We start from the raw sequence: 15,514 nt of genomic DNA, 5'->3' as shown, positions 1-15,514 counted from the left end.
AACATAGAGCTACTGCCCAGGTCACGATTCCAGCGACCCATGCAAACACAGTGGTCAAACTCTACGAAAACAGAATTAAAAAAACAAGCCCCTTAAATAAACCGCTTTATAACCTCATGCAGTTCACTTATAGCAACGCATTTAAAAGATCAAAAGATCGCGAGCAAGCTCGCTCCTACAGTGGGGTGTGGGCAGCGTTAAAGAAAGTGTGTTCATAGAGGTGTTCAATTGTTTTCATGTTTAAAGTGCTTTTTTCACTATCGAAACTTCGCACTGTTTTGTGGCAGTTGTATGGCACGCAAGTGTCATACAACTGTATAAAAAGCCCGGGGGCTTATCCCCGATAATAACGTTGCGCTACAAACGGCAGTTTAGACACTTTCATCGGTACACGTTTACCCCGAACAATCGCCCAGACCTCGGTGTCTATCGGGGTGAATGCACTGTCCAGATACGCCATGGTCAGCGGTGCGCCCAGGGTAGGGCCGAAGCCGCCGCTACACACTGTGCCGATGACGTTACCCTGTGCATCGACCACCTCGGCGCCTTCACGCACCGGTGTGCGTTCTTGGGGCAGCAGGCCGACCCTTTTTCGTGCAACCCCTTGTTGTTGCTGGGCAAAAATGGTGTCAGCACCGGGGAAGCCACCCGCGCGCGGGCCGTCGGCACGGCGCGCTTTAGAGATCGCCCACAACAGGCTGGCTTCAATTGGCGTGGTCTTTTCGTTCATGTCGTGGCCGTATAAGCACAGACCGGCTTCAAGGCGCAGCGAATCACGTGCGCCCAAACCAATGGCTTCAACCTCAGGTTCAGCCAACAGGGCGCGGGCGAGTTTTTCTGCGTGTGCTGTCGGTACCGAGATCTCAAAGCCGTCTTCACCGGTATAACCCGAGCGGCTGACGTAACACGCCGCGCCCTGCAGCGTCACCGGCTCAAATTGCATAAAGGTCATTTTGGCGACGTCAGGTGCCAGACGCTGCAACACCTTTACCGCTGCCGGGCCTTGCAGGGCCAGCAGGGCGCGCTCTTCAAACAGCGGCTGGATCTCGCAGTGGGCGCTCAGATGTTTGCGCAGGTGAGCCAGGTCCTGCTCCTTGCAGGCCGCGTTAACTACCAAAAACAATTGGTCATTACCCAGATTGGCAACCATCAGGTCATCCAGAATGCCGCCTTGTTCGTTGGTGAACATGGCGTAACGCTGCATGCCCACCGGCAGGTCGATGATGTCGACGGGCACCAATGTCTCCAGAGCTTTGGCGGCACCGGCACCGGTCAGCAGGATCTGCCCCATGTGCGAAACATCAAACAATCCGGCCTGTTCACGGGTGTGCTGGTGCTCTTTCATTACGCCCAGCGGGTATTGCACGGGCATGTCATAGCCGGCAAACGGCACCATGCGGGCACCGAGTTCAAGGTGCAGTGCGTGCAGCGGGGTGATGAGCAGGTGTTCGGTGGACATTCTTAACTCCTTGAAAATCAGCACTCAATAATGTTGACAGCCAGACCGCCGCGGGCGGTCTCTTTGTATTTGCTTTTCATGTCAGCGCCGGTCTGGCGCATGGTGCGGATGACCTTGTCGAGCGAGACAAAGTGCTGGCCGTCGCCGCGCAACGCCATGCGCACGGCGTTGATGGCCTTGACCGAGCCCATGGCGTTGCGCTCGATACACGGCACTTGCACCAGCCCGCCAATCGGGTCGCAGGTCAGCCCCAGGTTATGTTCCATGCCGATTTCGGCGGCGTTCTCGACTTGTTGCACGCTGCCGCCCAGCACTTCGCAGAGCGCACCCGCGGCCATGGAGCAGGCCACACCGACCTCGCCCTGGCAGCCGACTTCGGCGCCTGAGATCGAGGCGTTTTCCTTGTACAGAATGCCGATGGCGGCTGCCGTCAGCAGAAACCGCACCACGCCGTCTTCGTTGGCACCGCCGATAAAGCGCATGTAGTAATGCAGCACGGCCGGGATAATCCCCGCAGCCCCATTGGTGGGCGCGGTGACCACGCGCCCTCCGTTGGCGTTTTCTTCGTTTACCGCCAGTGCATACAGATTGACCCAGTCGAGCACGGACAGCGCATCGCGCAGGGCGGCTTCCGGGTGGCTGCACAGTTGGCGGTGCAGCGCAGCAGCCCGGCGTTTGACCTTTAAGCCACCGGGTAAAATCCCTTCATTGCGACAGCCCGCGCTCACGCAGTCCTGCATCACTTGCCAGATGTGCAGCAGGCCACTGCGGGTTTCGGCTTCCGGGCGCCAGGCGCCTTCGTTGGCCAGCATCACTTGGCTGATGGACAAGTGCTGCGTGGCGCAATGGTTCAGCAGCTCTTTGGCGGTTTTGAACGGGTACTTCAGTGGCGTACTGTCTTCGACGATGCGATCAGCGCCCGCAGCGTCTTCATCCACCACAAAACCGCCGCCGACCGAGTAATACTCGCGGCTGCGAATCTGTATGCCGGCGGCGTCCAGGGCGCGAAAAATCATGCCATTGGGGTGAAAGGCCAAGGGTTTGCGAATCATCGCCAGGTGCAGTTTTTCGTTGAAGTCGATGGCGTGTTCACCGTTGAGGTTCAAACGCCCGCTGCTGCGAATCATCGCCAGGCGTTCAGCCACGGTTTCGGTGTTGACGGTGTCCGGGAGTTCGCCTTCAAGCCCCAGCAACACGGCCTTGTCGCTGCCGTGACCTTTACCGGTGGCGCCGAGGGAACCGTACAGCTCTACTTTCACGCAGGCCGTGCTCGGCAGCAAACCCTCGCGGGCCAAACCTTCGACAAAACGTGCGGCAGCCCGCATGGGGCCGACGGTGTGGGAACTGGAAGGGCCGATGCCAATTTTGAACAGGTCGAACACGCTTAACGACATAGGGTTCTCCGGTTTCTTATAGATGAATTGGCAAGCAAAACGTGTAGGAGCGAGCTCGTCTCGCGATCTTTTAAAAAGATCAAAAGATCGCGAGGCAAGCTCGCTCCTACGGATCGGGATCAAGCCTCCTGATAGCTCTCGATCGACGGGCACGCGCAGACCAGGTTGCGGTCGCCGAACACGTTGTCGACACGGCCCACCGGCGGCCAGTATTTGCCTTCGATCAACGACGCGACCGGGTACACCGCTTGTTCACGGCTGTACGGGTGAGTCCACTCGCCAACGATTTCTGCGGCCGTGTGCGGGGCGTTTTTCAGCGGGTTATCGTCTTTGTCGAGGCTGCCGTTTTCGACCGCGCGAATCTCCTCGCGGATGCGGATCATGGCTTCGCAGAAGCGATCCAGCTCTTGTTTGGATTCACTTTCAGTCGGCTCGATCATCAACGTGCCCGCCACCGGGAACGACATGGTCGGCGCGTGGAAGCCAAAGTCGATCAGGCGCTTGGCCACGTCATCAACGCTGATGCCACTGGTTTCTTTAAGCGGGCGCAGGTCGAGGATGCATTCGTGCGCCACCAGGCCGTTGGCGCCCGAGTACAGCACCGGGTAATGCTCTTCGAGACGGCGGGCAATGTAGTTGGCGTTCAAAATGGCCAATTGCGAGGCGCGTTTCAGGCCTTCGCCGCCCATCATGCGGATGTACATCCAGGTGATCGGCAGAATGCTGGCGCTGCCGAACGGGGCGGCACACACGGCGCCTTCCTTGCGTTCCAGGGCGCTGTGGCCCGGCAGGAACGGGATCAGGTGCGACTTGACGCCAATCGGGCCAACGCCCGGGCCGCCACCGCCGTGCGGGATGCAGAAGGTTTTGTGCAGGTTAAGGTGCGACACGTCGCCGCCAAACTTGCCCGGTGCGCACAGGCCGACCATCGCGTTCATGTTGGCGCCGTCGATGTACACCTGGCCGCCGTTGTCATGAATGATGCCGCAGATTTCGCGGATGCCTTCTTCAAAAACGCCGTGGGTCGACGGGTAGGTGATCATCAGCGCGGCCAGGTGATCACGGTGCTCGATGGCCTTGGCGCGCAGGTCTTCAATGTCGACGTTGCCGCGCGCGTCACAGGCGGTCACCACCACGCGCATACCGGCCATGTGTGCGGTCGCCGGGTTGGTGCCGTGGGCCGAGGAGGGGATCAGGCAGATGTCGCGGCGCTCTTCGCCACGGCTCTGGTGGTACGCACGAATAGCCAGCAAGCCTGCGTATTCACCTTGGGAGCCGGCGTTGGGTTGCAGCGACACGGCATCGTAACCGGTGGCCTCGCAGAGCATGAGTTCCAGCTCGCGGGTCAGTTGCTGATAGCCCTGGCTTTGCTCGGCAGGAGCAAACGGGTGCAAGTTGCCGAACTCGGCCCAGGTCACCGGGATCATTTCGCTGGCGGCGTTGAGCTTCATGGTGCACGAGCCCAGTGGGATCATGGTGCGGTCCAGCGCCAGGTCTTTGTCAGCCAGACGGCGCAGGTAACGCATCAGCTCGGTTTCAGAGTGATAACGGTTGAACACCGGGTGGCTCAGAATCGCCGACTGTCGCAGCAACGCCGCAGGCAGCGTGCCTTTTACCGACTGGGCCAAGGTGTCGAAGTCAGGCAATGTCTGGCCATCGACTGCGAGCAAGGCCCACAGGGCAACCACGTCGGACTGGCTGCTGGTTTCGTCCAGCGACAGCCCAAGGCGTTCGTCATCGACCACCCGCAGGTTGATGTGCTGGGCCTGAGCCTTGGCGTGCAGCGCGCTGGTGCGGTTGCCGGTGTGCAGGGTCAGGGTGTCGAAAAACTGGCTTTGCTCAACGTTCAGCCCCAGCCCCTTCAGGCCCTGGGCAAGGATTGCAGTCAACTGATGGATGCGCCGGGCAATCTGGGTCAGGCCTTGAGGCCCGTGGTACACGGCGTACATGCTGGCGATGTTGGCCAGTAACACTTGAGCGGTACAGATGTTACTGGTGGCCTTCTCGCGGCGGATATGTTGCTCGCGGGTTTGCATCGCCAGGCGCAGCGCCGGTTTGCCGTGACGGTCTACTGACATGCCGACCAGACGCCCCGGCATGTCGCGCTTGAAGGCATCGCGGGTCGAAAAGTAAGCCGCGTGCGGGCCACCAAACCCCAGTGGCACGCCAAAGCGCTGGGCGCTGCCGATGGCCACGTCGGCGCCGAACTCACCGGGAGGTGTCAGCAAGGTCAGCGCCAACAAGTCAGCGGCCACCGCCACCAGCGCGTTAGCGGCGTGGAAGCGTTCAACCAGATCGCGATAATCAAACACATCGCCATTGCTTGCCGGGTATTGCAGCAAGGCACCGAAGAACGACGACAGGTCGCTCAACTCACGCTCGTCACCCACCACCACTTCAATGCCTAGCGGCTCGGCACGGGTGCGCAGCACATCGAGGGTTTGCGGGTGGCAGTGGCGGGAGGCGAAGAAGCGCTCGCTGGTTTTGTTCTTGCTCAGGCGTTTGCAGAAGGTCATGGCTTCGGCGGCCGCGGTGGCTTCGTCGAGCAGCGAAGCGTTGGCAATCGGCAGGCCGGTGAGGTCGCTGATCAGCGTCTGGAAATTCAGCAAGGCTTCAAGACGACCCTGGGAGATTTCCGGCTGATAAGGCGTGTAAGCGGTGTACCAGGCCGGGTTTTCCAGCAGGTTGCGCAAGATCGGCGAAGGCGTGTGGCAGTTGTAATAGCCTTGGCCGATATAGGTTTTGTGCAGCTGGTTTTTCGCCGCGATGGCTTTGATTGATGCCAGGGCATCGGCTTCACTTTGGCCAGCGGGCAGGTTGAGTACGCTGGTGCCCTTGATGCCTTCCGGGATGACGCTGGCGCTGAGTGCTTGCAGCGAGTCAAACCCAAGAGTGGTGAGCATGGCCTGTTCGTCGGCCTGACGCGGGCCGATGTGGCGCGCGATGAATTCATTGGCAGTGCTGAGATTAATCGTCATGGCCGGCTCCTCAGTTGTCGTCTTGAGCTTTGATCAAGCGGTCGTAAGCGTCCTGCGTGAGCAGCTTGCCGAGCGCCTCGGGATCAGCCGGTTTAAAGCGAAAAAACCAGCCTTCACCCAGCGGATCCTCGTTGACCAGTTCTGGACTGTCTTCGAGTTTAGCGTTCAGTTCGAGGACTTCACCGTCCAGTGGCATGTACACGCCGCTGGCGGCCTTGACCGATTCAACCGTGGCGGCTTCAGCGCCTTTGTCGTAAGCCTGCAACTCTGGCAATTGAACAAACACCACATCGCCCAAAGCGTTTTGCGCAAAAGCCGTAATGCCTACGGTCACGCTGCCATCGGCTTCGGCACGCAGCCATTCGTGGTCTTCAGTAAAACGCAATTCGCTCATCGAAACTCCTCAGGGCCAGACATGTCTGGTGGTCACAGGTGTAATGCTCGTGCAGGTCGAGCTGAATGCGATGATCACTGCAAGATGGTTGCCAGTTTATAAAAAGGCTTATTTATCAGTTACTTATAGTGGTTTTGCAGATGACTGACTCATCACGCTGTAGCGAAATCGCTACAGTGCTGGCGCAATTAAAAAATCCAAGTGGATCAAAGCCTTGGGTTACTGAGGATTGGCATGCCTGTATCGAAATCGTTCCGCTGGAATGAAATCAATACGGAAAACAAGGTTTCTGTAGGAGCGAGCTTGCCTCGCGATCTTTTAAAAGATCGCGAGGCTTAATTTTTACCCGGGATGCCGTACTTGCGCAGGCGGTGCGCAATGGCGGTGTGCGAGGTTTGCAGGCGGCTGGCCAATTGGCGAGTTGAGGGGTAGCTGACGTAGAGTTTTTCCAGCAGGGCTTTTTCGAACGTTTCGACCGCCAGCTCCAGGGTTTCTATCTCGCCATCGCTTTGCCGGGCGACCGAGGTGCCCGCGATGTCGAGGTCACCGATATCCACCAGCGTGCTTTCACAGATCGCGGCCGCGCGGAAAATTACGTTCTGTAATTGCCGCACATTACCCGGCCAGCGATTGCCCAGCAACGCCGGGTAAGTGCCGGGTGCCAGGCGGCACACCGGGCGCTGGATCTGCGTGCAAGCCTGCTGCATAAAGGCGCGTGCCAGCAGCAAAATATCCTGGCCGCGCTCGCGCAGCGGCGGCACCTCAAGGTTCAGCACGTTCAGGCGATAGAACAGGTCTTCGCGAAACGTCCCTTCATTGACCATTTTTTCGAGGTTACGGTGGGTCGCGCTGAGGATCCGCACATTGACCTTGACCTCACGCTCGCCGCCCACCCGACGAAAACTGCCGTCATTCAAAAAGCGCAGCAGCTTGGCTTGCAGGTAGGGCGACATTTCAGCGATTTCATCAAGGAACACCGTGCCGTGGTTGGCCAGCTCCATCAGCCCCGGCTTGCCGCCGCGCTGGGCGCCGGTGAAGGCGCCGGGGGCATAGCCAAACAGCTCGCTTTCAGCCAGGTTTTCCGGGAGCGCCGCGCAGTTCAAAGCCAAAAACGGCGCTGCAAAACGGGTGCTGATCGCATGACAGGCGCGGGCCACGAGTTCTTTGCCGGTGCCGGTTTCGCCCTGAATCAGCAAGGGCGCATCCAGCGCCGCCACGCGCTGGGCACGGGCCTTCAGGGTGCGGATCGCCGGGGAGTCACCGAGCAGCGCGTCAAAGCCTTCTGCGTGGTCGTGATGCAGGGCGGCCAGCCGCTCACCAATACGGCTGGGCTGGTACAGCGTGAGCAAGGCACCGGCGTCTGTAATCGGCGTGGCGTCGAGCATCAGCGGCTGGCCGTTGAGCGTCACTTCGCGCAACGGCAGGCGAAAACCATTTTCCAGCAACACATTGAGCAGGCCGGGATCGCTGAACAGCTCGCCGATGCTTTCACCGGTAGGGTCACGGCCGTACAGCGTGACCAGCGCCGGGTTGGCCAGCAGCACGTGGCCACCGCTGTCCAGCGCCAATACCGGATCGGTCATGGCGGCGAGCAGGGCGTCGAGTTGCAGGTGGCGGCGCTGGCCGGGAAGGATATCGACCACCCGCACCGACTGCACCCCGTTAACCCTGAACAGCGCCTCGCGCAGCTCGTCGAGCACTTGCGGGCTGAGGGTCGGGGCGTCGATGTAGACATTGGGCGGCACCATCTCCACGGCATCCAGGTTGAGATTACGCCCGCCGAGCAACGCCAGAACTTCCTGGGTGATGCCGACACGGTCGATAAAACTGACATGGATACGCATGGGAACGAGAAAACTTAAGCCAGGGGATGGCCAGTATGCCTTGGCGGGGAGGCTTAGGACAAAGCTCAAAAAACCTTGTAGCCGCTGGCGCAGCCTGCGATGGAGCGCGCAGCGGTCCTGCCTTCAGGTTTTGAAGCCCCTTCGGGCCTTATCGCAGCCTGCGGCAGCGGCTACAGAGGGTTATTCCAGGTGTTCAGGTTTTACCGGGTCACCCGGCTTGACGTCGAGTTGCTCTCGTACGTCCTTGAACATCAAGTCGTAGTATTTATGCATCGACAGGATGTTCGCGTTGCTGGGAATACCGTTTTTCACGGCGATTTTGAAGGCCACGCGGGCGAAATCGAACGCCATGTCCTTGGGCAGCGTGAACGAGTCCTTGAAATCCTTTTTGTTGATCTGGCCGTGCATGTCGAACTGCATCGACCTGCCTTCCTTGGGATCTTGAACGACCTGGTAATCGATTTTGATGTCATAACCAAAGTCGCCCGGCTGCAGCGGTTCGCGATGGATATGCAGGTGACCGGGTTCGAACGAGGCCATAGGGCTGCTCCTTGAGGCTAAGTAGTCAAGGGCAGACCGCCAGGCCTGCCCTTGGGTTCAGAAGTAGGTAATACCAGGTTTCTCGGTGCTCACTCGAGTACCTGCCTTACCTTGAACGATTGCTTCAATATCCGCCAGTGCGCCGATCACGGCAGTCTTGCCGGTCTTGCGGGCAAATTCACAGGCCGCTTCAACTTTCGGGCCCATGGAGCCAGCGGCAAAGCCGAGTTTTTCCAGTTCGTCCGGGTGCGCCTGTGTAATGCCTTTCTGGTCAGGTTTGCCCCAGTTGATAAAGGCAGCGTTGACGTCTGTGGCGATTACCAGCAAGTCACTGTTGAGCTGTTGAGCCAGCAGGGACGAGGCCAGGTCTTTGTCGATTACCGCCTCAATGCCCTTGAGGTTGCCGTCTTCGCCGTACATGGTCGGAATACCGCCACCGCCCGCGCAGATCACCACGGTGCCTTTTTCCAGCAGCCATTTGATCGGGCGGATTTCAAAGATGTGTTTGGGCTTGGGGCTTGGCACCACGCGGCGGAACTTGTCGCCGTCCGGGGCAATGTCCCAACCCTTTTCAGCGGCCAGGCGCTTGGCGTCAGCTTCGCTGTACACCGGGCCGATCGGCTTGGTCGGGTTCTTGAAAGCCGGGTCTTTGGGGTCGACTTCTACCTGGGTCAGCAAGGTGGCGAAAGGCACGTCCTTGGGCAGCAGGTTGCCCAGTTCTTGCTCGATCATGTAACCGATCATGCCTTCGGTTTCAGCCCCGAGCACGTCCAGCGGGTAGGGCGCAACGTCAGTGTAGGCAGCGGCTTGCAGCGACAGCAGGCCCACTTGCGGGCCGTTACCGTGCGCCACCACCAGTTCGTTGCCAGGGGCGACGCGGGCGATTTGGGCGGTGGCCGTACGGATGTTTTCGCGTTGGTTGTCAGCGGTCATGGGCTGGCCGCGACGAAGAAGGGCGTTACCGCCCAGTGCAACGACGATACGCATAGAAAATGTCCTTATTTAAAGGGGAGGGTAAGCGACGCTGTGGTGTAGGAGCGGGCTTGCTCGCGATGCTGGCGACGCGGTCTGTCTCTGAACGCGCGCTGAATCCATCGCGAGCAAGCCCGCTCCCACAGAAGGCCTGTGTACACAGGCCAACCGAACCAGGGCTTAGATATCAGCCAGCGCCGCCACCAGAATGGCCTTGATGGTGTGCATGCGGTTTTCAGCCTGTTCAAAGGCAATGTTGACCGGCGACTCGAACACTTCTTCGGTCACTTCAATGCCGTTTTTCAGGTTCGGGTGATGCTCAGCCACGTCCTTGCCGACTTTGGTTTCGCTGTTATGGAACGCCGGCAGGCAGTGCATGAACTTCACGCGCGGGTTTTCTGCCGCCTTGATGATGTCGGTGTTGACCTGGTAAGGCAGCAGCAGCTTGATGCGTTCGTTCCAGGTTTCAACCGGCTCGCCCATCGATACCCACACGTCGGTGTGGATGAAGTCCACGCCTTTTACCGCCGCTTTCGGGTCTTCGGTCAGGGTGATTTTGGCACCGCTTTCCTTGGCGAATTCCTGGCACTGTTTGACGAAGGCTTCTTCTGGCCACAGGCTTTTTGGTGCGGCGATGCGCACGTCCATGCCCAGCTTGGCGCCGATCAGCAGCAGCGAGTTACCCATGTTGTTGCGCGCATCGCCCAAGTAGGCGTAGCTGATGTTGTGCAGCGGCTTGTCGCTGTGTTCACGCATGGTCAGCACGTCAGCAATCATTTGCGTCGGGTGGAACTCAGCGGTCAGGCCGTTGAACACCGGTACGCCTGCGTACTTGGCCAGCTCTTCGACAACCACTTGCTCAAAGCCACGGTATTCGATGGCGTCAAACATGCGGCCGAGAACGCGGGCGGTGTCTTTCATGCTTTCTTTGTGGCCGATTTGCGAAGAAACCGGGTCGATGTAAGTCACGTGCGCGCCCTGGTCGTGGGCTGCAACTTCGAACGCGCAACGGGTGCGGGTCGAGGTTTTTTCAAAAATCAGCGCGATGTTCTTGCCTTTCAAGTGCGGCTCTTCAGTACCGGTGTACTTGGCGCGCTTGAGGTCACGGGACAGATCCAGCAAGAAGTGCAGCTCACGAGGGGTGTGATGAACCAAGCTCAGCAAGCTGCGGTTTTTCATGTTAAACGCCATGGGGATCTCCTGGGTTTCTGGTTAACCGGCTTGCGCCGCCCCTTGTGGGGTCAGCGCAAGCAATCAATGGGTGACTTAGTAATCGATTGGGTCGCGTACGATCGGGCAGGTCATGCAGTGACCGCCGCCACGGCCGCGTCCCAGTTCAGAGGCGCTGATGGTGATCACTTCAACACCGGCCTTGCGCAGCAGGGTGTTGGTGTACGTGTTGCGGTCGTAGCCGATGACCACGCCAGGCTCCAGTGCCACGACGTTGTTGCCGTCATCCCACTGCTCACGCTCGGCGGCGAAGCTGTTACCGCCGGTTTCGACAACGCGCAGGGCTTTCAGGCCCAAGGCCTTGGCGACCACATCGAGGAAGCTGGCTTCTTCACGGCGAACGTCAATGCCACCGGCTTTGCTTTCATCCGGGTACAGGGAGAAGGCGACAATTTGATTGACCACTTCCGGGAAGATGGTCACCAGGTCGTGATCGCAGAAGCTGAACACGGTGTCCAGGTGCATCGCCGCGCGAGACTTGGGCAGCCCGGCAACAATCACACGCTCAACCGCTTTGTTCTTGAACAGGTTCTGTGCCAGTTGGCCGATGGCCTGGCGTGACGAGCGCTCGCCCATGCCGATCAGTACCACGCCCTTGCCGATTGGCATGACGTCGCCGCCTTCGAGGCTGGCATTGCCGTGGTCAACGGTCGGATCGCCGTACCAGACGTTGAATTCAGCCTGGGTGAACTCAGGGTGGAACTTGTAAATCGCCGTGGTCAGCAGGGTTTCCTGACGGCGGGCAGGCCAGTACATCGGGTTCAGCGTCACGCCACCGTAGATCCAGCAGGTGGTGTCACGGGTGAACTGAGTGTTCGGCAGGGGCGGCAGGATAAAGCTGGTGTGGCCCAGGAAATCGCGGAACATCTGGATGGTTTTGCCACCGAAGCTATTAGGCAGGTCGTCAGCAGAGACACCGCCAATCAGGTACTCGGCAATGTGGCGCGGCTCCAGGCTCTTGAGCCAGGCTTTGACTTCATTGATCAGGCCCACGCCCACTTGATTCGGCGTGACCTTGTGGTCAAGGATCCAGTCCAGCGCTTCTGGAATGGCAACAATATCGGTCAGCAGGTTGTGCATTTCCAGCACATCAATCCCGCGGTCGCGCATTTTGGTGACGAAATCGAAGTGGTCACGCTTGGCCTGGTTGACCCAGAGCACGTCATCAAACAACAGCTCATCGCAGTTGCTCGGGGTCAGACGCTGGTGAGCCAGGCCTGGGGAACACACCATAACCTTATGCAGCTTGCCGGCTTCGGAATGCACGCCGTACTTCACTTTTTCCGTGGTCATTACAGTCATCCTCCAAAGTACATAAAACAGGGTATTACAGGGTTAGAAAGCCGTCGTAGAGGCCATACGCTGCCACCAGGGCACCGATAATCACTGCGGCAAAAATCACTTTCTCGATGTTGGTAAACACTTGTTGGCCGCTTTCGCGTTTGGCCTTGGCGAACAAGATGGCGCCAGGTGCATACAGCAGGGCCGAGAGCAGCAGGTACTTCAGACCACCGGCATAGATCAGCCAGATCGCGTAGATCAGCGCGACAGAACCGATGATCAGGTCTTTTTTGCGCTCAGCCAGGGCGTTCTCGTAAGTCTCGCCGCGCACCGCCAGCAGCAGGCCGTAGGCCGCCGACCAGAGGTAAGGCACGAGGATCATCGAGGTCGCCAGATAGATCAGCGACAGGTAGGTGCTTTCCGAGAACAGGGTGATGATCAGGAAGATCTGCACCATCACGTTGGTCAGCCACAGGGCGTTGACCGGTACGTGGTTGGCGTTTTCCTTTTTCAGGAACGCCGGCATGGTGTGGTCTTTGGCGGCCGAGAACATGATCTCTGCACACAGCAGCACCCACGACAGCAGGGCACCCAGCAAGGACACGATCAAGCCGACGCTGATCAGCACCGCCCCCCAGTGGCCGACCACGTGTTCAAGCACGGCCGCCATCGAAGGGTTTTGCAGTTTTGCCAGTTCTGGCTGAGTCATGATGCCCAGCGACAGCACGTTCACCAGCACCAGCAAGAGCAGCACGGTGATAAAACCGATCACGGTGGCGCGACCGACGTCTGAGCGTTTTTCGGCACGGGACGAGAAGATGCTCGCGCCTTCGATACCGATGAACACCCACACGGTGACCAGCATCATGTTGCGCACCTGGTCCATCACGCTGCCCAGCGACGGGTTTTTCAGGCCCCAGATGTCACTGGTGAAGATGTCCAGTTTGAACGCGAACAGTGCAATCAGAATGAACAGAATCAGCGGTACGACCTTGGCGACGGTGGTCACCAGGTTGATGAACGCTGCTTCCTTGATGCCGCGCAAGACCAGAAAGTGCACGGCCCAGAGCAGGATTGACGCGCCGACGATGGCGGCGACCGTGTTGCCTTCACCGAAGATCGGGAAGAAGTAACCGAGTGTGCTGAACAGCAGCACGAAGTAACCCACGTTGCCCAGCCAGGCACTGATCCAGTACCCCCAGGCCGATGAGAAACCCATGTAATCGCCAAACCCGGCCTTGGCATAGGCGTACACGCCGCCGTCCAGGTCGGGTTTTCGATTGGCCAGGGTCTGGAACACAAATGCGAGGGTCAGCATGCCCACGGCGGTGATCGCCCAGCCGATTAAAATCGCCCCGACATCCGCACTTGCCGCCATGTTTTGCGGCAGCGAAAAAATCCCGCCGCCAATCATTGAACCGACTACCAGAGCAACCAATGCACCTAGTCGAAGTTTTCCAGGAGTGTCAGACATTTAGAGTGACTCCAATCCATGTGAAGTGATGTCTCAGAGGTTATTGCGTTGTTTGCTTACCCTGTTGACTTAGGTCAGGTCATGACTACATTCCATTGTCAGTAGAGCGGGGAGGTCGCTATTGCGCATTTTTATGACGCGCGCTGGAAACCCGGCTCCAGAGGGCTTTCAGGTAATACAGCGGCTTTAATTGATTCGTCGTGGGGAATGAAGCTAGACACTATTTGAGAATTTGCAAATGTGAGCCGGATGTTTCATTTAACGGCCTGTGAAATGAAAACGTCATCTGCATCTGCGCTAGTTTTTGGTCTTTAATAGAAAATCTTGCTGTTAAAAAAATCAGGCTTATAGCGCAACTTTATTAAACGTTTGGGACAAACATTTATTTACTCGCAACTGCCTGTCGCTTGATAACCAGCATTAATAAAACACCCAACAAAGAGGTAGCGATGTCTCAGCAGACCCAGAAGCTTCGGCTCAATGCCTTGATTGCGTTAGTGGTCGGGTCGATGATTGGCGGCGGTATTTTTTCATTGCCACAAAATATTGCCGAACGAGCCGCTGGCGCTGCGGTATTGATTGGTTGGGCAATCACGGCGGTGGGCATGCTGGCGCTGGCTTTTGTATTCCAGACCCTGGCCAACCGCAAGCCGGAGCTGGATTCGGGCGTGTACGCCTACGCCAAGGCCGGATTTGGCGACTACATGGGGTTCTCGTCGGCCTGGGGCTACTGGATCAGTGCCTGGATGGGCAACGTGGGTTACTTCGTGTTGCTGTTCAGCACCTTGGGTTTTTTCGTCCCCGCGTTTGGCCAGGGCAATACGCCCATTGCCATCGGCTGTGCATCGCTGTTGCTGTGGGGCGTGCATTTTTTGGTGATGCGCGGCATCAAAGAGGCCGCTTTTATCAACCAGCTCACCACCGTCGCGAAAATCGTACCGATCGTGATGTTTATCGTGCTGGCCGCCGTGGCGTTTAAAGCCGACATCTTTACCCGTGACCTGTGGGGCTCAGAAATGCCCAGCGTCGGTAGCGTGATGGACCAGGTGCGCAACATGATGCTGGTCACCGTGTTTGTGTTTATCGGTATCGAAGGCGCCAGTGTTTACTCCGGGCGCGCCGAAAAGCGTTCCGATGTGGGCAAGGCCACCGTGATCGGGTTTCTCGGCGTGCTGGCGTTGCTGGTGCTGGTGAACGTGCTGTCGATGGGCATCATGACTCAGCCCGAACTGGCGCAACTGCAAAACCCGTCCATGGCCGGGGTGCTCAAGCATGTGGTGGGGGATTGGGGCGCGATTCTGATCAGCATCGGCCTGGCGGTTTCATTGCTCGGTGCGCTGCTGTCATGGGCATTGTTGTGCGCCGAGATTTTGTACGCGACGTCCCGGGATAAAACCATGCCGGCGTTCCTGAAAAAGGAAAACGCCAACCATGTGCCGGTCAACGCCCTGTGGCTGACCAATATCATGATTCAGCTGTTTCTGGTCATCACGCTGGTGTCATCGGGCACCTACACCACCCTGATCTACCTCGCCTCATCGATGATTCTGGTGCCTTATTTCTGGTCGGCGGCGTATTCGGTGTTGTTGTGCGTGCGCGGTGAGACCTACGCCAAGGCCAGTCGTAGCCGGGTCAAGGACTTGCTGATAGGAGCCATCGCATTGATCTACGCGATGTGGTTGCTGTATGCGGCGGGGCCCAAGTACTTGCTGTTGTCCGCGTTGCTCTATGCGCCGGGGATATTTCTGTTTGCCAAGGCCAAGCGTGAGCAAGGGCAGGCGTTGTTCAAGGGCATAGAGCCGCTGATATTCGCCGCAGTCGTGATTACCGCGCTGGGCGCGGCGTATGGGCTGTACAGCGGGGCGTTAACGCTCTAACCCCCAATAAAACTGTAGGAGCGAGCTTGCCTCGCGATCTTTTAAAAAGTCAAAAGATCGCGAGGCAAGCT

The 15,514-nt window shown here is 58.4% G+C and carries 11 protein-coding genes; 1 reads left to right on the top strand and 10 read right to left on the bottom strand.

Annotated features, from left to right (window positions below; genetic code table 11):
• Positions 1–334 precede the first annotated feature (334 nt).
• The 10 genes from gcvT to arcD (QMX84_RS06885) form a co-directional block, all read right to left on the bottom strand.
• Positions 335–1,459, bottom strand: a complete 1,125-nt coding sequence (gene gcvT, locus QMX84_RS06930) for a glycine cleavage system aminomethyltransferase GcvT (RefSeq protein WP_282363457.1) — start codon at positions 1,457–1,459, stop codon at positions 335–337.
• Positions 1,460–1,476: 17 nt separating this feature from the next.
• Positions 1,477–2,853: an L-serine ammonia-lyase gene (locus QMX84_RS06925; RefSeq protein WP_282363456.1), complete on the bottom strand. Its 1,377-nt coding sequence runs from the start codon at positions 2,851–2,853 to the stop codon at positions 1,477–1,479.
• 119 nt (positions 2,854–2,972) lie between these two features.
• Positions 2,973–5,831 carry an aminomethyl-transferring glycine dehydrogenase gene (gene gcvP / locus QMX84_RS06920; RefSeq protein WP_282363455.1) on the bottom strand — a complete coding sequence of 953 codons (2,859 nt, stop codon included), beginning with the start codon at positions 5,829–5,831 and terminating at the stop codon, positions 2,973–2,975.
• Positions 5,832–5,841: 10 nt separating this feature from the next.
• Complete coding sequence (gene gcvH, locus QMX84_RS06915) at positions 5,842–6,225, bottom strand: glycine cleavage system protein GcvH (RefSeq protein ID WP_048367977.1); 384 nt, start codon at positions 6,223–6,225, stop codon at positions 5,842–5,844.
• Between the two features lie 335 nt (positions 6,226–6,560).
• Positions 6,561–8,069 (bottom strand): sigma-54-dependent transcriptional regulator, encoded by a 1,509-nt coding sequence (locus tag QMX84_RS06910; RefSeq protein ID WP_048385459.1) that lies wholly within the window; start codon positions 8,067–8,069, stop codon positions 6,561–6,563.
• A gap of 180 nt (positions 8,070–8,249) precedes the next feature.
• Entirely contained in the window at positions 8,250–8,609 is a 360-nt protein-coding gene (locus QMX84_RS06905; RefSeq protein WP_123749762.1) for a DUF5064 family protein, read from the bottom strand.
• A gap of 57 nt (positions 8,610–8,666) precedes the next feature.
• Complete coding sequence (gene arcC, locus QMX84_RS06900; protein ID WP_123749763.1) at positions 8,667–9,596, bottom strand: carbamate kinase; 930 nt, start codon at positions 9,594–9,596, stop codon at positions 8,667–8,669.
• 165 nt (positions 9,597–9,761) lie between these two features.
• Positions 9,762–10,772, bottom strand: coding sequence for an ornithine carbamoyltransferase (locus QMX84_RS06895; protein WP_123749764.1), 1,011 nt, complete (start codon positions 10,770–10,772; stop codon positions 9,762–9,764).
• Positions 10,773–10,847: 75 nt separating this feature from the next.
• Entirely contained in the window at positions 10,848–12,104 is a 1,257-nt protein-coding gene (arcA, locus tag QMX84_RS06890; protein WP_282363454.1) for an arginine deiminase, read from the bottom strand.
• 34 nt (positions 12,105–12,138) lie between these two features.
• A complete protein-coding gene (gene arcD / locus QMX84_RS06885) occupies positions 12,139–13,566 on the bottom strand; it encodes an arginine-ornithine antiporter (protein ID WP_048367967.1) in 1,428 nt (475 codons plus the stop codon).
• Positions 13,567–14,015: 449 nt separating this feature from the next.
• Here arcD (QMX84_RS06885) and arcD (QMX84_RS06880) point away from each other — a divergent pair, with 449 nt between their 5' ends.
• Positions 14,016–15,443, top strand: coding sequence for an arginine-ornithine antiporter (gene arcD, locus QMX84_RS06880; RefSeq protein WP_048367966.1), 1,428 nt, complete (start codon positions 14,016–14,018; stop codon positions 15,441–15,443).
• The last annotated feature ends 71 nt before the right edge of the window (positions 15,444–15,514 follow it).

It is taken from the genome of Pseudomonas sp. PS01297, assembly GCF_029959305.1.
Lineage (GTDB): Bacteria > Pseudomonadota > Gammaproteobacteria > Pseudomonadales > Pseudomonadaceae > Aquipseudomonas > Aquipseudomonas helleri.
This window is presented reverse-complemented; position numbering and strand designations above follow the sequence as displayed.

What these genes read in the sequence shown, in the direction of transcription:
- gcvT (WP_282363457.1), bottom strand. Translation starts at nt 1,459, where the DNA reads ATGTCCACCGAACACCTGCTCATCACCCCGCTGCACGCACTGCACCTT.
- QMX84_RS06925 (WP_282363456.1), bottom strand. Translation starts at nt 2,853, where the DNA reads ATGTCGTTAAGCGTGTTCGACCTGTTCAAAATTGGCATCGGCCCTTCC.
- gcvP (WP_282363455.1), bottom strand. Translation starts at nt 5,831, where the DNA reads ATGACGATTAATCTCAGCACTGCCAATGAATTCATCGCGCGCCACATC.
- gcvH (WP_048367977.1), bottom strand. Translation starts at nt 6,225, where the DNA reads ATGAGCGAATTGCGTTTTACTGAAGACCACGAATGGCTGCGTGCCGAA.
- QMX84_RS06910 (WP_048385459.1), bottom strand. Translation starts at nt 8,069, where the DNA reads ATGCGTATCCATGTCAGTTTTATCGACCGTGTCGGCATCACCCAGGAA.
- QMX84_RS06905 (WP_123749762.1), bottom strand. Translation starts at nt 8,609, where the DNA reads ATGGCCTCGTTCGAACCCGGTCACCTGCATATCCATCGCGAACCGCTG.
- arcC (WP_123749763.1), bottom strand. Translation starts at nt 9,596, where the DNA reads ATGCGTATCGTCGTTGCACTGGGCGGTAACGCCCTTCTTCGTCGCGGC.
- QMX84_RS06895 (WP_123749764.1), bottom strand. Translation starts at nt 10,772, where the DNA reads ATGGCGTTTAACATGAAAAACCGCAGCTTGCTGAGCTTGGTTCATCAC.
- arcA (WP_282363454.1), bottom strand. Translation starts at nt 12,104, where the DNA reads ATGACCACGGAAAAAGTGAAGTACGGCGTGCATTCCGAAGCCGGCAAG.
- arcD (WP_048367967.1), bottom strand. Translation starts at nt 13,566, where the DNA reads ATGTCTGACACTCCTGGAAAACTTCGACTAGGTGCATTGGTTGCTCTG.
- arcD (WP_048367966.1), top strand. Translation starts at nt 14,016, where the DNA reads ATGTCTCAGCAGACCCAGAAGCTTCGGCTCAATGCCTTGATTGCGTTA.